The organism is Flammeovirga sp. OC4, from assembly GCF_000812565.1.
GTDB lineage: Bacteria > Bacteroidota > Bacteroidia > Cytophagales > Flammeovirgaceae > Flammeovirga.
In genome coordinates, this window is record NZ_JTAM01000018.1 from 70,246 (window position 1) to 93,007 (window position 22,762).

Here is a 22,762-nt window from a genome sequence, read left to right on the forward strand (position 1 = left end):
GAGACTTCGCCAAAATGTTGTTCCAAGTGACGCTTTCTCTTAACACTTGAAACATTAATAGGCATTGCATCTCTACACTACCGTATTCTTTCAATTAATCCTAAACACCTAATTCATTAAATAATTCTGATGTTTGGCGTTTGAAAATTCCTCTTCCAGATAATAATGCACCTAAGAAAGTGGCCATTACACCAGGGAAGAAACCTATCCAAAATTGAGTGGGAACGACCTTCGCCCTGATCACATTAGAAAATAATACATTACTATTACCTAATGTATCTGACATGTCAATACCTACTTCTTGAAGATAAAAGGTCAATATCAAACCTAATATGGTCCCGAAAACTGAACCGACAGCTCCAACGATAACTGATTCTAATAATAATGATTTATAGATGTCTCTTTTGGATTCTCCAATAGCTATTCGAATACCGAATTCTGTATATCTTCTTAAACCGCCAAGCAATCCTGTATTCCATAATACTATGGACATGGCAATGATAAAAAAGAAGGTGAATGCACTACTCATTGTATTGACCATATCGAGCATGGTACTCAAACCATTTTGATCCCTTAAGGCTAACATTTGAGGTGCATATTCGTCTTCATCATTGGCAAAAGATTGATTATAGCTATTTTTGATTTCTTCAATTTCTTGATCATCATAAATATCATTGGGGAGGTAACCGTAAATCTCTTGAACGGCATCTTCCATATCTAGAATTTGCTCTGCATCTTTTATATCGATTAAAAAGGTTTTGTCGTCCATCACTGACAACCCAAACTGCACTGCTCCAACATAAGTAAAGTTTTGGAAAGACATACTTCCATCCATTGTAGAACCGAAATAAGTAATTTGATCACCAATTTTCACATTCATCCTTTTGGCTAAACCCTGCCCTAAAAGCATTTCAAAGGGACCTTTAGGCATTCTTCCTTCTACAATATTGTCTGCTATATTTAGACGTTTCAAATCAGAATTATTAGAAGTCATATCAAAGGCCATTCCACCAGCAATCCCTTGAGTTTTGGTTTGACCATTTTCATCTGGAACGTCTAAAATTCCTCCAAAATTAAATCGCTTTACCCAGTCTACTTCAGGATATTTTTGCTTTAAATCGTCAATTACATCTCCAGCATCAAGGATAGAAAGATCCAACGGTTTTTGAGCAATATTTTTGACATATTCTCTTGTCATCACCTTCATATGCCCCGTTCCAAAACGGGCATTCTGATCAACCATATCCCCCATCATTCCTTCAATGTAACCCACAAAGAAAACGGAAAGGGACACTCCCAAGCTCACTACAATTACAGGAAGTAAACTTCTGCTTTTGTCTCTAATGAGACCTTTAAATAAAAATTCAAACATTATTTCTTTCCTTTTAAAGCGTCTACAGTATTCATTTTAGCAATCTTGCGAACGGGAAGGTAGCTGATCACTGCAGAAAGTATCACTACCCAAAAAACCGTTTTTGAAAACAATTCAGGTGTCAGCAATGGATAGATATATTCTCCTACAGTAATCCCCATTTTTCTGGATTGATCTACGTTGGAAGTCATAGGAATACCTACTTCATGCAACCAACTTAAAAGTGGTATCGCTATAATGGAACCTACCACCGTAGCGATAAAAGCATACATTGTTCCTTCTAAAGTAAATAAGAATGTCACTCTCTTTTTGGTAAAACCCAACGCGATATAAGTGCCTATTTCCTTTTGTCTTTTGAAAACGGAAAACACTTGTGAATCAAATATGGCGATCAGAGCAATCAGCATCAAAATACCGTAAAGGAAAGATGATCCTCCTCTTTTTAATTCGATAAGTTCATAAAATTCTTTGAGCAAAGCCTCTTTGTCTTGGTAATTCCAAGATGCGTTGGTGGTTTGATTGTATTCGGCATCAGCCAATAAATACGTGGCTTCTTGTTGCAATCCTGTTAGTTGATTCATTCTATTCAAATCAATCCAAATTTGACCTGCATCAATGGTGGGTACATTCGTTTCAAAAATACCAGCAATGGTGATGTTCTGGGCATCAAAAGTTCCGTTTTTATCTTTCCATCGCATCAATATTGTATCACCTACTTTAAGGTTATTGTCTTGAGCCATCCCCAACCCAATCAAAGCTGGAATATTGGCCTTGCTCTCTTTTAAAAGTTGAGTTGGAAGTTCTACAATTTGCTGATCTGCAGGGATGCCTTTTAGTAGAATCGGAACCATTCTTCCATCAGGATAAATATTCGCTTGGCGAATTAAAACGGGGGTCAAATGAGCATCTTTTTCATATTTTCCATGTCCACTTTCTATGGTAAATGGATCCAATTTGTCATAATCAGGGTGAATTACTTGCCCTTGTGCGAACTCCCAATTGACCTGATCTCTAATGCCTTGATATTCCCAACCGGTGTACATGCTGTTGAAAAACAAAATCATGACAAACGCTAAGGATAATGTGGTTATAGTGAGCCAAGTTCTCAAGCCAGAACTAATGATATTTCTAAACGCCAATCGAAAACTTAACCCTATGTTGTATAAAGTATCCATCTTCTATTTTGTTTCGTCGTTTTTTACTTTACCATCTTCCAAAGTGATTACTCTTCTGAGGTATTCTATCACTTTACTATCATGAGAAGAGAACATAAAAGTGATGCCCAACTCTTCATTCAGCTTTTTTAGAATATCCATGATTTTGTAAGCATTGGTGGAATCTAAATTGGCTGTTGGCTCATCTGCCAGCACTATATCAGGCTTCTTTACAATGGATCTTGCAATGGCTACTCTTTGTGCCTGTCCACCTGAAATTTGAGAGGGTTTCTTGTTCGCTATATCCGATAGCCCCACCCATTCCAAGGCTTGCATGACGGCCTCTTTTCTTTCTGCTTTTGATTTCTTTTGTAAGAGTAATGGGAACTCTACATTTTCAAAAATGCTGTAAACAGGCAACAGGTTATAGCTTTGGAAAATAAAACCAATATGCTCATTTCTTAATAAAGCCGACTTTGCATCTGATTTTACAGCGACATTTTTTCCACTGATTAAAATTTCTCCTTCTGAAGGAATATCTAAAGCACCAATGAGGTTTAATAAGGTTGTTTTTCCTGATCCACTAGGACCAATCAGCCCTGTAAATTCACCTTTCTCGATTTTTAAATTGATATTACTCAAAGCCGTAAACTCTGTTTCTCCTACTGGAAAACGTTTGGTTACGTTTTGAATTTCAATGATGTTGTTTGTATTCATATCTATATGGTTTTCATTTGTCTCATTTTTTTGGGTAGACACGTAGGTTTACCCGTACGGTGGTTAATGGTTTAATACAGCCATTAATCGCACCCCAAAACCTGGAGTAAATTGGTTTAAATCATTGGTCGCGATGGGTGAGGATATATCTGTTGTCGGATTATAATAGATCATAAAATACCCTGTCCACAAATCGAAATCATGATTATAAGTCGTAAAAAAACCTGTTCCGCTATTGGTCCAATCTCGATACACCATCACGGATATGTTATCAAAATATGATAGCGGATAATTCATAGAAATGGCGGTTGTATTTCCTTTGTATTCAGCATGATTAAACTCTTCACCATACCATGTAAAAAGGTGTTCCCCCACCACATTCAAACCACTTCCAATTGGTAAGGTGTAATCCATTCCCAAGTCCAATAAAGTTTGATTGGTGAGGATTCCTACATTTTTATTGGTCTTTGTATAAGTACCTTCAAACCAAACTCCTAGTAACAAATCCCATTTTCCATCAATACCCACTCTGTTTTCTGGTGTTTCAATGTACATGGGATTCTCTGCATTCCATCTTGTATCTAAAACCGCTTTTCTATGATGGTATGAAAAGGCAATTTCTCCTTTTGGTGTAGGCAACTGCACTCTTCCACCTAATTCTGGAATATCTTTGACGGATTGTAATGCATCATATCCTCTTTGCTCCTTATTTCCATACAAAGCCCAAAACCAAATATTGGCGTTGTTCTTAAAATAATATCTCGCTAAGGCAGAATAGACGCCATTCGTTAAACCCAGCGGGTCTCTAGGATCAATTTGATTGAACCATTGCATAGGTCTCAACAAAGTAGAGGAACCAAAGTCAATTTTTTGAAGTCCTACTCTTATCTCACTATTGCCGTGAGCATAGCGCACCCAACCTCTGTAAGGCAAAACTGTTCCATCCCAAACCGGTGTTCCATTTGCATACTGAACAGATCCGTAAATATTGGCTGAAGCAAAGGCTGAAAAGGAATTTAAAGAATCAAATTGATGCTCAAATTTTGCTTCAGGAATATAACGTCCACCACTCCATAAATTGAGCTGTTCCGCTTCGGGAGAGTAGGTTGTAAAGCCCACTAACATACCATTGAAATCGAATTCAGATTGCCCGTAAATGGTATTGGACAACAACAACAAAAGTAGGACTTGAAGCTTTTTCATTAGTTTTTATTCTTGGGGACCATATATACCAAAAAAATAAAAGTTGATGATACCTCTCGTAACATCTTCAGAAGAATCAAACAGTGCTATATTTTTAGGGTCTTCAATAAATGCTTGCATGTGATCGAGCATTGCCAACATAAGTTCAATACTTAAATCTTGCCTGATTTCTCCGGAGGCTCTTGCTTTCATTATTTCTTGCACAAACAAAGACCTTCCCTCATGTTGCATGTCTTGTAACTCTTTCATCACCTCCACCTTTTCATTGAACATTTGAAGAAACTCTTCTAAAAATATTTTACTCATACTTTTAGAATACTCTATTTTCATCTCTGTCAATCGCAAAAGGGTTTCTCTAAAAGAGGTACTTTGCTCCACAATTGTATTATACTCCAACATGGAGGTATTAAAAAGATTACGGATTATGGTTAATACTAAATCTTCTTTATTACTAAACTGACGGTAAAACGTCATCTTGGAAACTCCTGCTGTCTCAAAAATTTCATTCACACTGACCTTCTTAATTCCTTGTGCGTAAAAAAGCTCTTGTGCCGTTTTTAATATTTTTTCTCTCGCCTTCAATGATGTTACTTATTTTTAAATATGATACTAATATAGTAACATTTATATTAATAAGTAACATTATTGAAGAATTTATTTTTGAGAAAAAATCATAAAAAAAGCCCATGAATTTTCATCATGAGCTTTCTTTGAAATTTAACTGCAAATTGCTATCGAATAACGGTAAGTGAATTAGCATCTCTATGAATACTGCCATCGAGTTCACTGACATAATCCATCGTATAAGTATATACACCGCCCGGAACTAGTTTACCTCTATACATACCATCCCAACCGTTTCCTTCTTGCCTCGCCTCACTGGAGTCTTTGTATTCTCTGCTGAAGATAATTTCTCCCCATCTGTTGTAAATATTCAATTTGATATTAATTGCATATCGAGATCGAATGAGGAACTCATCATTTAAACCATCACCATTTGGTGTCATTGCTGTTGGTGTAAATAATTGAGGTGGGCATAAATCCACTACATTGATGGAGGTATACAATTCACATTCTGTTTCATAAGTCGTATCAATAATCCTTACTTCAAAAGTGCCTTGATCGTCTCTTTTTACAGTTTGAGTTGTTTCACCCGAATCTTCCCAATAGTAAACAAAATTGTCGCCTCCTGGAGCTGTAATTTCAATTTCCCCTCCTGTTCTGAAACAGAAAATTGTATCTGAAGTAGTAAACTCAGGTGGATTATCTCTTACATAAAGTGTATAGACTCTAGAGAAAGTACATTCCTTTCCACTGATATGTCTTACGGTATTTGTCACAATATATTCTCCTGGGCTTGACACATCAATTGTTGGTGTGTTTTCTCCGGTAGACCAAACAAAACTTTCTACCGTTCCTTCATACTCACCAATACTTCCATCTAATGTGTATTCCTCTCCCAAGCAAATTTGAATTTCTGTTTTCTCATCTTCAATTTCAGGAATCACGAATACGGTCACCGAATCATAAGCAATACAACCATGTTCATTGGTCACTTTCACTTTATACATGGTGTCTTCTGTAGGACTTACGTTTATCTTTTCTGTAGTTTGAGAAGTAGTCAACCATTCATAAGCAACTCCGCCACTCACCGTCAATTCAGTGCTACTTCCCTCACAAATATAGATGTCCTCAGTAATTGTGATTTCAGGCAATTCGTGTACTGTAATAGAAGCTTGATAGTGCGTTGCACAACCATTTTCTGTTGTTACTTCTAAATAAATATCATAAGTACCAGCCTCTGTATATTGATGGGAAGGTGAAATTTCAGTACTTGTATAATTTGGTGTTGTACCATCATAATTAAAGTCCCATTGTACAGATTGAATTCCTGCATTATCACTGCTGATTAACGTTCCATAGTAAGTACTCTCATTGATAAAGTCAGCAAAATCATAACGACAGATATTGTCAACCGTGAACTTTGTATCTACTAAATTATGAATTTCGACATCTGAAGAGAATACTTCAGAAGGACAACCTCCAATTGGCTGAACGATGAGTTGTACAGGATGTGTACCATGATCAGGGAAATCATAATGTAGACTTGGTTCTGTTGTAATTGTATCACCATAAACCCCTAAATCCCAAATATATTCTGTTGGGAGATCATCATAATCACTCGTGGATCCTGATGCATCCATAAAAATAGTTTCTCCTAAACATACAGGCGTGGCCACAAAATTGGCTACTGTAACTGGTGTTTTAACTTCAATTGAAGAAGTAGTTGCACATAAGGTTGGATGTGAATTATCTACAATTGTTACCGTATAAATTCCGGCCTTTGTGACTTGAATGGATTGCGTAGTTTGATTGTTGTCCCATAGGTAAGTGAAATTGCTTCCTGCTGGTGCTGTCAACGTTAAATCACCTTTATCAAAACAAAAAACGGTATCAGCACTTAGCATTCCAGGGTTTTCTCTAAAAATCACCTCGATGTCTTTCGTGAACGTACAAGTCTTTCCAGAAGTATGAGATACTGTATTTGAAACCGTGTAAAGACCACTTGTCGTCACCACAATCGATGAAGTCGTTTCACCTGTTGACCAAAGTATATCCTCGGTTGTATTTGGGTAATCTATCAATTCCCCATTTAGAGTAATGGATTCTCCCTCACAAGCTTCAAAGAAAGTCGTCGTTTCATTAAAGGATGGAATGACATTTACTCTTACTGAATCATATTCTACACAATTAGTAGCATTTGTAACTTGAACAGTATAAACAGTATCCACTGTAGGAGACACTAAAATTTTATCCGTTGTTTCCCCATTATTCCATAAGTATTTCACACCTCCGCTCGCTGATAATTCAATAGATTCACCAATACAAATAAATTGTTCTTCTGAGGTCACGATCTCTGGCAAACTATAGATCTCAACTTCTTGAATGACTGAATCCAAACATCCACTTAATGAGTAAACCTCTAATTTCACTTTATGTAACCCCACTTCATCAAAAGTATAATCTGGTGAAATATCTTCTACAATGACCTCCTTCAGTGGATCTCCATAATCAAAATACCATTTTACAGTTTGAATAACTGAGGGATCATCATTGACATTAATTCCATCGTAAATAGATTGATTTGTAAATGCATTCGTTTCTCCCAAACAAACGGCAGCGACTTCAAATGCGACAACAGGAAGAGGGTTCACCAATAGTGTTTTTTCAACTGAAGTAGAAAAACAACTATTATCTGATGTCACGGTTAATTTGATATTGTAATCACCGGCATTTTCTAATTGAACATTGATAATTGGCTCAGTGGTGGTGGTATCTCCCCAATTATTGATTTCCCAATGATAAGAAGTAATATTTCCTCTACTGTAATCTCCAAAGTCACTTAATGAGCCATCCAAAGTCAGTACATCACTCACACATATCGCTGCAAAATCATCTAATTTAGCAATAGCTTGAGGTTCATAAATGACTTTAAAAGTATCGGCTCTTACGGCTACAGTTTCCGAAAGGGAATTTGTACCATCAATTTTATCAACATAATCAGCCTCAATCCATGATTTAATAATGTAAGTTCTTCCTTCCTCTAAATCAGGATCAATTGTAAATGGATTTCCATCTTTTCCGTACGAAAATGTAACTTCTTCTGATGTCCCTCCATCTGTGGGAGAAATTTCTACTCCATCAACATACCACTGATAGAATACTTCAGCAGTATAACTGTATTCTACCGTATCTTTATTAATTGGCGTAAATGTAGGGTCAGAAACATTAAGAACTGTTTCGCCCTCTGTAATACATTTTTGAATATCGCCTACTGTTCTTTCAGGAACTCTTAAAATTATGATATCACCTTGGGGATTGGCAGGGTAACTACATCCTTGTTCATCTTCAAAAATAACACCCGGAGTAGCTCTTCGATCTTCCTTCAAAATACTATCGTATAGGAATGTAATTGTATTTCCAACGACTTCACTTCTACCATCTCCAGAGAACCAACGATAACTGATATTTCCTGAGTTTACACTAGTATACGATGGTGTACCGTCAAAAGTAGAACTGAAAGGTGCATACCCTATTCTTTTAGAGATTGTAAAGTCACCTCTTACACCACCTACTGTGATTTTTTTGGAATCAGTAGTCATTGTACATCCTTGGGCATCTTCTACCATTAACGATACCTCATAATTTCCAGCCTCAAAATAATAATCCAATCTCCCATTATCCGTTTCAACGCTTGTATCTCCATCCAAATCACTCTTAATGATCCAAAACCACTTATTTATGGTAATCTCATTTCCATCTACATCTGTTCTAGGGGTAGAATTTCCTGCTGTATTATCGGCATTATCCGTAAAAGCAATGGATCCTCGACAAGCCATTGCGTATTCGTCTCCCACTTGCACAAGTTGTGTAGAAAATGGCGTAAAATCAGCTTCTGAAAAAGGTAATGAAGGAACATCAACATCCAAAGTGTCAGAAACACTACAACTGTTGGCGTCCTCGACAGAAAGTATCACTTTACCCACTCCGGAAGGCAAGTTATTAATGATAAATTTCACATTATGACTTTCACTTTTATCTTCCGTATAATCTGTAATTTCTGTCTCATTTCCTAAAGCATCCAAATACACTAAAGTATAATCTCGATCTTGAGGGTTTTGTAATTTTGCTCTGCTGAGTTTTGGATCTAGAGTGGCAACCACTTTATCACAATCAAAGAAATAAGACATGTTATCGCTTTCTGTTCCAAAATCAATGGTTGGAGCAGTCACTCTAACCCTTATTTCTTTGGTATAGCCACATACATTCCCATCAGTACTATCAAGTTCTGCGGTGAAATAGATTCGATACCTATTATTTTGATTATTTCTTGGTGCGGTAAAATCATAAACAATGCTTTCCGTAATTGCTGTAGGGTCATCCCCACTTTTATACAACAATGGTACACTACCATCACCGTATACTTCCCATCTCCATCTGAAATTTGGAATTTTAGTCAGATCTCCCAAGACTTCCGTATCTACAGAAAAAGTTTGTGTAGAGGGTATACCTGTATCATTCAAACAAATTGAGTTCACACCCGTCATATCAGAAACTGAAAGGTCTACGACATCAATACCTCCTTTTGTTTCAGTAAATTCACATCCTCCATCATTAAAAATAACTTTTACAGTGGCTTCGTATTCTCCTGTTTCTGTAAATGTAATCGATGGGTTTGCATCTGTGATTGGATCATCTGGAAAAACATAATCTATTCCGTCTTTTTTAAAAGTCCATTCAAAAGTGGCGTTTCCATCATTAATCCCTGCACCCGGAGAAAAGGTAATCGTTTCATCTTTACAAACTAAATCCTTACTGGAAATATCTACTGTTGGCTTTGCTTGTGGAGTGATTGCATCCGTAAAAATATCTTCACAAGTCGCTAATTTTGCGGTAAGAGTTACAACATAATTTGAACCACTTGTAAGGTTAACCCCTATTTTATCAGAGAGGTAAAACTTGTCTTTATTGGTAGTTGTAAAATTATATGTATCACCCCCTACTGTTACTTCCCAATCAAAGGTCATAAAATTGACATCGCCCTCTGAATTATTAATAACGGCGAGTGTATTTACATCACATTCATCTTCAATATCCAATTCAAAATCTGCTCTTGGCGGTTCAATCGTTATTGTTTCACTGGTAATGTCACTCTCACAACCATTGTAAATTGCTCTCAATAAAACTTCATAATCACCGGGAGAATAATTGGTATATCTATGTCTTCCATTATAACCATCGTAGGCATTTACCCAGCCACCACCAAAGTCCCATTGAAACTGAATTTGATCAGGATCAATATCCAATGCTACCAAATCTGTTGTGTTGGTGAATGTTGCATAGTTTTCATCGTCATTACAAATAGGGTTTTGATCAATTGTAAAAGTGGGAGTTATAATCTTACCTATCAATACAGTTTCCGTTACTAATGGATCTACTTCGCACCCATCTAAATTTTGTACTTCGTATTGAATCGTATAAGTACCGTGTTCATTGAAGGTATAGTTAAGATCATTCGTGAAAAATTCTTCAGTGGCTCCTCCCTCTTTGATGACTGACCACTTTACATTTTGTAATTCGGCATCTGTCAGTACTCTTCCAAAATGGGTTACTCTTGATGTAAATATCGAATTTAACCCTTCACAACCTCTCAAAGGAGTATTGCTGCTAATCGTAGCTAATAAATCCTGAGACTGAACTGTCACCTGATCTAAAACACATTCTATACCATTGCCTGTGGCTACCAATTCAATGACATGAGCATTCTTATCGTTAAATGTAAAAATAGGATTTGTATTGTTAGGAATGTCCGTTCCACTTCTCCAACTTAAAGTATAACCTGAGGGAAGATCAGCTTCATTCAGAATCGAGAGATTCACATCGTATACATCTTCACAATACTCTGTTTTTGTATCTATTGCTATTGTTGTAGGCAAAAGGTTCGGGATAGCTATGGTTTCACTATCATTACATCCTCCAAAATCAGCTTCTACAGTGATATTTTTTCCTCCATCTGTAAAAGTTCTATTTAATGTAGAAGGTAATTGTCGTGTAATCGTTGTAGGCACTCCGTCTTCTGTAATCGTCCACGTTATATTTTGGCCATTTAAGGAAGCCGGTAAATTAGATCGAAATTGTAAGGTATAAGTATCACAATACGTGGCTGGTGTAATCACTTGAAAAAGGTCTTGTGCTACATTCAAAGTAACATCAGCTGTTTTTGTGACCGTACAACCATTTTTTTCTCCCGTTACAGTCACTGTATAGTTATCTCCATTAGTATCATTAAAATTATGATTAACGGTTTCACCATTCTGAAGTGCTGAACCATCTCCAAAATCCCAAGAATAAGCAATTCCAGTGGTCGTTTGTGAGTCTACATTAAACTGTTGTGTCAATCGGTCACTGCAACTTTGGGCAAAGACTGGGTCAATCGTGAAATCAAAATCTTCAATAATTTCAATGGTTTCCGTTTTTTTGACATCAACAATACAACCATCGACCGTAACACCCTCCATCACGACTTCATACGTTCCTGCTTTTGTAAAAGTATAACTCCCTCCATCATTGATTTCAGCTCCAAGTGTATTAATCAAGAACCTTAATGAAGCATATTTATCACTTTCTTTTGAAGAAAATTGAACGGTAGTTCCAATACACCCCTCATAGGCTGATAGCTCAAAGTCGGATGATGTAGGAGTCGCAAGTACTTCTACGCTTACAGTGACGGTTTTCTCCGTCCCTCCCTCTTCATATATGGCTGATATATCATGAATACCTTCTTTTGAAAATAAATATTTAGGTGGTGCAGGAGGTAATTTATTGCCCTCAATAATCCAATAAAGTGGTGTAGCTCCTTCTAATCTAAACTCTCCACTCACTCTATCACAAGCTTTTAATTCATCTCCTCCACTTAAATTATAATCCTTATTGTCTTCATCATTTTTAACCCAAATTTGCTGCGCTAATGCTTGCCCAGTAAAGAAGGTCGTGATCAAGAATGTTAGTATAGTATATATTTTGTTCATCATCTAATTCTTTAATGTGCTATAAACTTGGTGTAGGGCATTTATCCGTTGGCCCATTACTGTTATTTGATTTCTTTTTCTTCTTTCTATAATTAGGATAAAAATTGAATTGGTAACGAAAGGATATTTCATGTGAGTTTCCTTCTGACATTCTTAGTCCTCCAATGGGCATATCAAAACTATAACCTAGTATTAATTTCTTTAATTTCACCCCACTCATAATTACAATAGCATCATGATTAAATGTACTTGGGTCTTCATTATCTTTTAAAATCAAACCTCTATACCACACTCCAAAGACGATAGGGTGATAATCCAAATTGACTCCTGTACTTAATTGATCTTGTTTTCCTTGAGACTGATAATGCATCATAAAACTGACAAACTTATCATCGAAGTTTGCCACGCTTCCATGCCAACGGTAGGTAAGGGGAATTCTGTAGCCTGCTTGTAATGAAAAACGTAAGGGTAAATAATCCGTTCCTTGGTTAAATTTGGTAATTGAAGGTTGATTGATATGATAAACGGATAATCCAAACCACATATCTTTTCCATAAAAAAGAGTTCCTGCAGAAAAATCTGGATAGATATTAGATTCTCTGTCGACCCTATCTTGAGTAGGATTACCTGTCTGACCGTCATCATCAATCTGATCTCCAAAGAGTAGTTTATAAAAACCTAAAGAAGATTGCTCAAACCCTATTTGCAAACCAAAGCTTAAAGTGTAGTCTTTTGACACTTTTACTTTGTAACCTCCAGTGGCATTAAACACCAACCGATCTACAACAGCACCATTTTTCTGCGCCATTATATCCTGTTGAATTTGTCCACCAACGGATAAGTGTCGGTTTGCTAAAGGAGTATCAAAGCCTCCTATAAAAGTCATGTAGTTGGAGGGGACACCAACCCATTGGTTTCGGTAATTAATATTTGCCCGACCGTCTCCAGAGGTACCCACCAATGCAGGGTTTAAATACAATGGAGCTGCATAGTATTGGGATAGTTGAGCATCTTGTCCGGACACATTATTAGTGGCCAAACAAAAAAGCACGACTAAACAGGTTAGACCATATTGTAAGTAAAGCTTATTCAATTTAAAGGAGCGAAAGAAGTTAATCTGAATCTGAAAAAGTACAATAATTTATTAGCATTATTCAATTATATGATTTGCAATTCCTATTCCTAAAACACTAAAAATCTAAATATCAACATTTTAAAAACACAATAATATATGATTACACCTTGTTAGATGAAACACTAAGTTCAAGTCAGAATAAGTAATCATTCCTTTATTTTTGTTGAGACTGGGATGGAATCGTCAGGAAATAGAGTCCTTTAAATTTTGGGCAAAATAAAACCCCTACAATAAAATTTACTGCAGGGGAGTATTACTTTTTTTAGATATTTTTCAATATCTATGATTCTTTACCCAATTTGAAGTTATAAAAATTATATGAATAATAAAAAAAAAATTACTTATCACATTGTACACAACTTCTATAAGGCTGAAAATCAATATTATTATTTTGACTTAATTTTTGTATTACTTTCCCTGAAGTAAGCTGATACTCCAAGAATAATTACCATTGCAACCACATAATACACAAATGCAGGAATTGGAACTGGGTCCCCAGTAGCATAACTGTGTAAACCTGTAAGGTAGTAATTCACCCCAAAAGAAGTCATTACAATGGAAGAAAAAGCAACCAAACTACTTAAGTTAAAAATGTATGTCCCTTTTAATGCTGGCACGAGTCTTAAGTGGAGTACTACTGAGTATACAATTACGGAGATTAAAGCCCAAGTTTCTTTTGGATCCCAACCCCAATAACGTCCCCAAGATTCATTGGCCCAAACACCTCCTAAGAAAGTACCGATAGCCAGCATATATAAACCTATTGTCATCGATAACTCACTGATGTAAGTCAGCTCTAAAATAGGATTCTTAAATTTCTTATTCTGGATTACCATAAAGATCAAATTGATAAATCCGAGCAAAGCAGAAAGTGCTAATGGTGCATAACTACTTACAATAATTGCCACGTGGATTTTTAACCAATACGATTTCAATACTGGAACTAGGTTAGTGATTTCAGGGTTTAACCAATCCAAGAAACTCACGAATAATAATGTACCACCGAAAAGTGATACTAATGGCATAATAAAGTCACTCTTTCTATAGAAGATAAACCCGAACAAGAATAATGACCATGCCACTAGAATTAGCATTTCATACCCATTCGTCCAAGGTGGGTATTGAGCAATATACCATCTCAGTCCTAAGTTAAAAGTAAAGGCTATAAAAGCGGAGAATCCAATACCTATACCGGCTGTATAAGCCAATCGTACTCCTTTATTACTATAGAATACTTTTAATAAAGCAAACACTAATAAGTAAACACCCAATAACCAATAAATAGGAAATAGGTTATTAAAGATATTCATCTTGTTGTAAGACAACTCCCACTTAATGGCATCATCCGAAAGGTAGATCTTCTCACCCATCACCTTTTGGAAAGTTCTTACATAATCTAAGTTTGTGTTGACCTCTGACCAATCTCCCGACTCTCTTGCTTTAATGATTTCCATATAATAAACTTTCATTATATTTCTCACAAAAGCAGAATCTTCGGCAACAAATGGAGATCCTACGAAATTAGCATTGTACCAATTATTGTTGGGATCTTTTGGCGCTGGAAATACTTTTAAATAATTACCCGATAAACCTTGAAATAAAATATTAAAACGCTCATCTACTTTAATAACTTCTTTATCTAGTTCTCCTCTTTCGGATGGCTTCTTCTTCTGAGCTTCATCCACCATACTTCTTAGTAAGTAGTCACCTTCGTTATTAATTAGATCATCAAATGACACTAAATCAGATGACTTCTTTTGAATGCGAGTAAAAATCGCTCCCCCTGCATCTTTATCAATTTTAATGATTGGTGCAGTCTGCCAGTAAGCTGGATCAATATGTATCGATAAGAAAACTTGATCACTGTTCATCTTTTCTTCAGAACCATCAGGTTTCACTAAAGTATATTTCGATTTACGTGATAATTTTCTCAGGAATTCAGAACTCAAAGTATTGATAGGCTTTAAACGACCATCCATATCTTGAACCAATAATCTACCAAAGCTCTCTGCATGTTCTTTGTCGATGTATTGTGATCTTGATTTCACTTCTATTCGGTGTTGCTCTAATTCTTCAGCAGTTTGAGCGAAAGATTTATTGGCTCCAAATCCTAAAAGCATTGCCAGTAAAATGACGAAATTCTTTTGTTGTGCTTTTAGCTTAGACAGTTTACCGCTGACAAGTCTGAAACGTGATTTCTTTTCAAAGAAGGAGAATAACATACCTAACGTCATAAGTGTGTAACCAATGTAAGTGATAAATGTACCCGGTCTATCTTGATTTACCGAAAGGATAGTACCCATTTCATCTTGGTCAAATGAAGACTGGAAGAAACGATATCCTTTATAATCCAATACATTATTCATGAAGATCGTATAAGGAAAAGTTAAATCACCATCTTGAACAATCACTTCACTCGAATAGGCTGAAGGGTTATCAGAACCAGGGTATTTTTCCATCTCAAAATTATTTAAGAACAATGAGAAAGGAAGTTCTGTAACTACAGCACCATAAGACAATTCCACATGGTAACCACCAATGTGTACCTCTTTAAACGGTGTGACTACACCTTCTAAGCTGGCAAGAATCACTTCTTCTGTTTCATTGTTGACCGTTACATCCACAAAAAGTAAATCGGCAGCCTGCGCTTTCATCTTTTTTGTAGTAGCCGAAGAATAACCCAGCTTCATTCCATCATATATATCTTTGATTACAAACTTCAGCGTCCCCATTGTGTACAGGGCTTGTTGTTGTAATTTTTCTTCTGTTTGAGCAGGAGTTGCACCACTTTGTTGACTTGCCATAATAAAATATGACATTCTTTCTGGTGCATGCACTGAATAGTCATTTGAAGTCTCCTTAATATTAATTGCACCTTCTTTATAATTATCAAAGGTAACTTCTTGTCCTTGGAGGAACATACTCTTACCTTTTTCAAGGAAAACAGAGTTTCTTCCATCACCTGAACTTGTTACAATCTCGATCACGGCATCACTTACTTCACCTTCTACAATTGATTGAACCGCATCAGGTACAAAGGAAGTGGGTTTAATTACAATTTCGTCTTGATTGTTTGTTTGTTCCCATTCAAAATCAGGTTGGTGAATTTGAGTGAAAATACTTTTTCTTTTCAACTCTTCATTCAGTCCATTACCATGAATGTGGGCTTGGAAGTATCTTTCGAGAGAGATAATTTGATTACTGCTGGCCCCTTCGCGAATTCTGATATTTCCTTCATAACCGAAATATCTTGTCACAAAAGCACCTAAAAGGATAATGATAAAAGCAACATGGAAAGTTAAAACACCTAATTTTTCAACACGTAGCAATTTGTATTTAAAGATGTTCCCAATGAAATTTAATCCTAATAAAGCTTGTACTATTTCGAACCAAGTAGCATTGTAGACCATCTCTCTAGCTGCGGGAGTACCAAAATCATTTTCTACAAATGTGGCATAAGCCATGGCAAACCCGTAGATCAATAAGCAAACTAATGTCAACTTATTGGAGAATAAGAATGTAAATATTTTTCGCATGCTTAAAATTAACACATAGACTATTTTAAGTCTAATATATTGGATAAAAAAATGCTGTTGTTGAGGAATGTTATACTCCCCTACAACAGCACTTTAAGTAAGTTAGTAATATTTTAAAATACTACTTGCTTGATACAGTTTCTACACCGTAAGCATCTTCACGAGCTTGAGCTTCTTTTAACCATTTAGGAAGAACGTTCTTCTTAAATGTTTCTTTCTCAGCCTCTAATTTCTCCATATCTAAACCGATATACTTTTGAGCTTTCGCTTTCGTATCGATATCTGGGTAAGGTACTTCACCTTTGAAACCAAGATCGCTTAATAAACGAGCTAACTTGATACGAGCTTCTTGTGCTTTGTCAGTACCAGTGTTTACAATTCTACCCACCTCAACTGGTGCGTGGAATGAACCACCGTGTGACGCTACTGCATAATCCCATCTCCATTGTGCGTGACGGATATCCATTTGGATAGGCTTCATTTGCTCTGGAGTTGCTCCCAAGTCTAACGCTTTTTTCGCTTCAACGTGAGCTCTAACTAATAACTTCTCTAAACGCTTCGCACCTTCTTTGATTTTTCTTTGGTTTGAATAAACGTTCTCCACCAATTCTTTCTCTTCCTCACGGTGACAAACCTGACAAGAGTTAGCAGGGTTGGCTAAAGGAGATTGGATATGGTGATCAGTGAACTTCTGTCCACCTTCAGTTTTGTAAGGCATGTGACAGTCCGCACAAGAAACGCCTCTCTTCGCGTGAATACCTTGCTCATGGATTTCATAACCAGGGTGTTGCGCTTTCAACATTGGAGTTTTTGACATACTGTGAGTCCAGTCAGAGAATTCGATATCATCATAGTATTTCTCAGCATCGTCTACAGTTAAACCGTTTTTCCAAGGGAAAGTCAAGTAAGGAACTCCTTTTTGAGGAACGTCTTTGTTGAAGTAGTATTCAACGTGACACTGTGCACAAACTAAAGATCTCATTTCTTGGTGAGATGCTTTAGAAATATCTTTACCCATAGACTCAAATGCTTCGATCAAAGCAGGTCTAGAGATTTGTAAAGCCATTGTTTCGTTGTTGTGACAATCTGCACAACCAATAGCGTTGTTGATTTCAGCACCTTTGTCTGCCCATTTACCAGCATAGAACTCAGCAATACCGATCTCGTTCATTAATCTTGGAACGTCCGGAGATTTACAAGTCCAGCAAGTAGATGGCATTGGACCTGTACCAGGACCAGTAGGACCACCTGTTCTTAGTGTATTTCTGATATCCTCAACTGCATGTTGGTGACCTCTTGGTTGGTTGTAGTCTTTAGAGAAACCGTAACCGGCCCAAAGTACAACTAACTCTGGAGTATCTTCTAATGCATCAGTAAGGATATTACCGTTGCTCATTGTTTTGAAAGTCTCCTCTTCTGTTTTAGTAAATGACTGATATTGACGAGGATAATTTTCTCCCCAAAGCTCGTTACGAGGCTCAAATTTTGTAACTTTTACTTTAGGTTGGTAAGCGAATTGTGATTCGCTTTTACGGTCAGCGATGTTACTCCCTAACATTGCTAAAAGGACCACGACTAAAAGAGTGGCAAAAAATAATAGCCAATTCTTCACTTTAGAACTCATAGAATTTATTTTTTATTATTTAAGGCGTCTTTCAGCCAGTTTGGTACAACATTTTTCTTAACATTTTGAACTGGTAGTTGCTCAATTCCCAGTCCAACAGAAGATAAACTTCTCACGCGTCCATGAGGAACTTCACGGTGGCATTCCCAACATGCCCTATCCGTTCTATCATGGAAATTGGAAGGCACCCAAGCGACAGTCTTTGCATCAGTCACTTGATCACCATGGCATCGAATACAATTTTGTTGTACTACTTCCCTGCCAGCCTCATGCATAATAATTGCTTGAGGTTCGCCACGAGTTGTGTAAACATAAGAGTGATACATGCCATCCTTTGCTTTGAAGTAATATTTGGAAGCAAAACTATCTTGTGGAACATGACAGTCGTTGCACGTAGCTCTTTCACGGTGTGAGCTATGCTTCCAACTCTCAAATTGAGGAGTCATCACATGGCAATTGACGCATGTTGTAGGGTCATCTGAGAGGTAAGAATCTACACGAGCTATGTGTGCCGTGTAAAGTGCTAAACCTACAATTGCCCCTACTAAAACAAAGACGACAGGTTGCCATTGCTTAGGAGGTATTAACTTGTTAAACATAAAAGATAATTCTCTTCATTATTTGTATTGAATACTTACAGTAGCATTTTATCTTATCTACAGAACAAATATGAATAATCCTTTTCAGTATTGGTAGATTTAAAATCATCTTTTCCTAATATAGAATGATTCTAAAATAACACCTTGCAAAAGATGTCTAAAGTCTTGATTTTATATGACTTACGACTTCTTTTTTAGGTGATCTACATCATCTTTTAAAGTATTAGTAAATGGTGTTATTTAACACCTATAATAATAGAGGTATATTTACACTTATTCACTAAAAAATACAATTTAAAAAATGAGTTCGCAGAGAGATATAAAAACTCATATTTATCCCTTATATTTGTTTCAACAGATGTGACTATGGCTTTAAATTTATCAATCATTTTTGCTTAGCACATACATTTAAATTGAACAAATGATGAAGAAATTATTATTAATATTACTATTTACTTTTTCACTAGCGGGCTACGTTTCAGCACAAGAAGAAAAAGAGATTCCAAAAATAACGGATAAGGTAAGTAATGAAGGCTGGACGAACGATGCCAATGAAGCATTCAAATTAGTAGAAGAGAAAAACTACCCTATCATTTTAAACTTTACAGGAAGTGATTGGTGTGGCTGGTGTAAGCGTATCAAATCTGAAATTTTTGACACCGATGAATTCAAAACATGGGTTGCAGATAATAATATTATATTACTTGAACTAGATTTTCCAAAAGGAGTTTCTCAAAGTGATTTACTTCGATCACAAAATCAATATTTAGCTCAGGAGTTTCAAGTAAGAGGCTATCCTACTATTTTCATGATCAAAGACAAAAAAATGGTGCAGACTGGCTATGTAAAAGGAGGCCCTAAAAATTGGATTGAAAGCGTTGAAGCTGATCTGAAAAATTAATGCAATACCAAAATCAAAGATATGTCAAAGCTACTTCTTAGGAAGTGGCTTTTTTTGTGCCTTTATTTTAGGCTTTAACCCTCTCAAAAGAGATCATTACATTTCACTACATAAAAACTACGTTTCACTACATCTTATTTTTTTCATCTTACACCATGCATTACTATTGTATCATCAACATTCTACTAGTGTCAAATTAATATAGTAAACATGAAAAAATTTTTTAGCAACATATTATTTTCAGTATTCATCTACTTACTTACTTCATTTACTTTAACTATTAATGCACAAATTAAAGTAATAGAGATCCCCGGTTCAGACAGCACTATTGTCATTAATATAGAGGAGATCAAAGAAGAAGCAAAAAGAATTGCCAAGGAAGCTCAAAAAATTGCAGCAGAGGTGCAAATGGAAGAGATGGAGGAGTTTATCAAAATCATGGTAGAAGCTCCCGAATTAGAAGAAATAGAAATTCATATTGATCAAGAGGCTATTGAGGCTCAAATCCGAAAAGCTGAAGCTCAGGTTAAAATGCATCAAGCAGAAATAGAACGTGCCGCTAGAGAGGCGCAACGTCCTTATCATCGCATGGAATATACTAACTTTGTTTCTTCCTTTAAATTAGATTACAATGGTAAAATAACACTCTCAGAGGATGAAGACGAGATCAAAAGCATCTCTAAAGACGGAAAGTTTGTCATCTCAAAAAGTACATTTGGTAACAAAAGGAAAGTAAGCATAAAACCTGATGAAAATGGAAATCTTACCTACAAATTCTACGTTGGCAATAGCGAAGTACCTTTTGATCCCGATGGAAAAAAATGGTTGACAGATATTCTTCCTGAAGTAATTAAAAGTTCGACAATAGCTGCCGAAAGTCGACTGAATAATAAAATGAGAGAAGGTGGTGTAGACAAAGCATTAAGATACATCAGTGAAATTTCAGGTCAAAACAACAAAATCACATTCTACCGTTTATTGATCAGTAGAAAAGACATCAGTGCTGATGAGTTGATCAAAATTACAAAAGACGTTACAAGAAATGTTTCTTCTTCAAGTGAGTTATCTGATTACTTTAAAGAAAGCTTTGCCATTTACAACAATAAAAAAGGAATAGAAGCCTATTTTAATGGTATTCGACAAATTTCTTCTTCTTATGAAAAAGCAGATTGTTTAACTGAAATCATAGAAACAAAAGATATTAGAGAAAATTTTGATGAGAAACATTGGGAACTTTGGTTAAAAACAACGCAGAGCATCACAAGTTCTTATGAAATGGCAAAAACACTACAAGAAGCATTCAACCATAATGCAACTGGAATGCCTGCTCGTACATTAGAACAGACTATAAAATATATCAGTTCTTCTTATGAAAAAGCCAATACCATTGAAGCTGCGTTTTCAGAAACTAACCGTAAAAAATGGAGCGAAGACCAAAACAATGCCTTATTATTAGCGGCAAAGAGTATTAGCTCATCATATGAATTAAAAAACACTTTGGAAGAAGCATTAGAAAGCTGGAAATATTGGTCGGAAGAAACTAAAAATATATTTTTCCATGTTGCTTCAACCATTTCCTCTTCCGCTGACAAGTCTTCGTTATTAAGCGAATTGGAAGATTATAAAATCGAGCATAAGAGTAATATCCATAATTTTTATATGTCTGTAAGAAGTATTACTAGTAGTTATGACTTATCTAGTGTTTTGGAAGATATTGCTTCTTCAGATTATTTCCATGTAGGTCACTATGAGGAATACTTAAATGCGACGACCTCTATCTCGTCAAGTTATGACATGAGAGATGCCTTAGAAGAAATTGCTCCGTTTATTATGAAATCAAAAGATGATGGCTTGATTCAGCTTTATAAAGATAAAGCAAAATTAATCTCTTCTTCATATGACAGAGAAAAAGCGATGGAGGCGCTGGAAAGATGAAAAATATAACTCCCAATATTGTCTTTGTGCTGTTAGGAATAAGCTTATACACTTATTTTCTATATGACCCAGAACCACAAGTTGCTCCTTTTGTCAATGATATTGAAACATTTTTATGGTTTGCTTTTGGTTCGACACTTTTTGTGATCGGTGGTGCTATTCCTAATTATCTCTACAGAAAGAAAAGTATTTTGTATCAAGTGATCTCTAGAGGAATTGGTTCTATTATCGTTTTTATACCGCTTTATTACAGTCTTCGTTATTTTATGAAGCAATATTTTGAGCCAATTTTCATTTTTGATATTTCCACCAAAATCATCATCCTATTCACGGTACTTTTAATCGCTATACTGGTCATAGAGTTTTTGGTGATAGCTTATCAAGAATATTCATCACAGCATATTTATGTGATACAAAACAAAAGAAAGGCTTCCGAACTAAGATTGGAAGCATTGAAAGATCAGTTGAGTCCGCATTATTTATTCAATAGTCTCAATACCGTTGCATACCTTGTCACAAGTAATGCCCATCAAGCGGAGAAGTATATTCGAAGCATTGCAAAAACTTATCAATATGTGATGCAGTACGCCAATCAGCCTTTGATTTCTGTTCAAGAGGAAATTCAATTGGTCAAAGCTTTTGCATTTCAATTAAAAACCCGTCACGGCGAAAGTGTTTCAATTGATATTGATAACGATGTAAGCCTTATCAGTGGAAATATACCTCCTCTTTCTATTCAAATGTTGGTGGAAAATGCAGTAAAACATAATGTTCTCTCCGATAAAGCTCCTGTTTACATCAGCATAAAATACGATGAAAAAGAAAAATCAATCATTGTTTCGAATAATATTACAAAGACACCTCGAAAACGGAGTTCTACAAAAGTCGGTCTTGAAAATATTAAAGAGAGATATGCTTTGATGAATCAAAATCAAATCACTATCCATAAATTACCTGAAAAATATACTGTGCAACTTCCTCTTTTAAGTTCTTAGAT

The 22,762-nt window shown here is 35.9% G+C and carries 13 protein-coding genes; 3 read left to right on the plus strand and 10 right to left on the minus strand.

The genetic code is table 11. The features are described 5' to 3' along the window. Nucleotides 1-100 precede the first annotated feature (100 nt). The 10 genes from PL77_RS13040 to nrfH form a co-directional block, all read right to left on the minus strand. Nucleotides 101-1,372, minus strand: a complete 1,272-nt coding sequence (locus tag PL77_RS13040; RefSeq protein ID WP_044205865.1) for an ABC transporter permease — start codon at nt 1,370-1,372, stop codon at nt 101-103. Further along, a complete protein-coding gene (locus PL77_RS13045; protein WP_044205867.1) occupies nt 1,372-2,547 on the minus strand; it encodes an ABC transporter permease in 1,176 nt (391 codons plus the stop codon). The genes PL77_RS13040 and PL77_RS13045 overlap by 1 nt, the downstream gene beginning before the upstream one ends. Nucleotides 2,548-2,550: 3 nt before the next feature. Continuing rightward, nucleotides 2,551-3,243, minus strand: coding sequence for an ABC transporter ATP-binding protein (locus PL77_RS13050; protein WP_044205989.1), 693 nt, complete (start codon nt 3,241-3,243; stop codon nt 2,551-2,553). Nucleotides 3,244-3,306: 63 nt separating this feature from the next. After that, nucleotides 3,307-4,446, minus strand: coding sequence for a hypothetical protein (locus PL77_RS13055; protein ID WP_044205870.1), 1,140 nt, complete (start codon nt 4,444-4,446; stop codon nt 3,307-3,309). Between the two features lie 6 nt (nt 4,447-4,452). After that, nucleotides 4,453-5,028, minus strand: coding sequence for a TetR/AcrR family transcriptional regulator (locus PL77_RS30540; RefSeq protein ID WP_052444381.1), 576 nt, complete (start codon nt 5,026-5,028; stop codon nt 4,453-4,455). Nucleotides 5,029-5,177: 149 nt separating this feature from the next. Next, a complete protein-coding gene (locus tag PL77_RS13065) occupies nt 5,178-12,038 on the minus strand; it encodes a PKD domain-containing protein (RefSeq protein WP_044205872.1) in 6,861 nt (2,286 codons plus the stop codon). 16 nt (nt 12,039-12,054) lie between these two features. Further along, the gene (locus PL77_RS13070) at nt 12,055-13,128 is read right to left on the minus strand and encodes a type IX secretion system membrane protein PorP/SprF (protein ID WP_172665851.1); all 1,074 of its coding nucleotides are present in this window, start codon (nt 13,126-13,128) and stop codon (nt 12,055-12,057) included. 428 nt (nt 13,129-13,556) lie between these two features. Further along, complete coding sequence (gene ccsA, locus PL77_RS13075) at nt 13,557-16,706, minus strand: cytochrome c biogenesis protein (protein ID WP_044205876.1); 3,150 nt, start codon at nt 16,704-16,706, stop codon at nt 13,557-13,559. A 121-nt stretch (nt 16,707-16,827) separates the two neighbouring features. Further along, the gene (gene nrfA, locus PL77_RS13080) at nt 16,828-18,330 is read right to left on the minus strand and encodes an ammonia-forming cytochrome c nitrite reductase (RefSeq protein WP_223241370.1); all 1,503 of its coding nucleotides are present in this window, start codon (nt 18,328-18,330) and stop codon (nt 16,828-16,830) included. A gap of 5 nt (nt 18,331-18,335) precedes the next feature. Further along, nucleotides 18,336-18,929 (minus strand): cytochrome c nitrite reductase small subunit, encoded by a 594-nt coding sequence (nrfH, locus tag PL77_RS13085; protein WP_044205878.1) that lies wholly within the window; start codon nt 18,927-18,929, stop codon nt 18,336-18,338. A 421-nt stretch (nt 18,930-19,350) separates the two neighbouring features. Here nrfH and PL77_RS13090 point away from each other — a divergent pair, with 421 nt between their 5' ends. The 3 genes from PL77_RS13090 (at nt 19,351) to PL77_RS13100 (ending at nt 22,760) form a co-directional block, all read left to right on the plus strand. Next, nucleotides 19,351-19,830, plus strand: coding sequence for a thioredoxin family protein (locus tag PL77_RS13090; RefSeq protein WP_082026525.1), 480 nt, complete (start codon nt 19,351-19,353; stop codon nt 19,828-19,830). Nucleotides 19,831-20,040: 210 nt separating this feature from the next. After that, complete coding sequence (locus tag PL77_RS13095) at nt 20,041-21,765, plus strand: hypothetical protein (RefSeq protein WP_044205883.1); 1,725 nt, start codon at nt 20,041-20,043, stop codon at nt 21,763-21,765. Beyond that, complete coding sequence (locus PL77_RS13100; protein WP_044205884.1) at nt 21,762-22,760, plus strand: sensor histidine kinase; 999 nt, start codon at nt 21,762-21,764, stop codon at nt 22,758-22,760. The genes PL77_RS13095 and PL77_RS13100 overlap by 4 nt, the downstream gene beginning before the upstream one ends. Nucleotides 22,761-22,762: the final 2 nt, after the last annotated feature.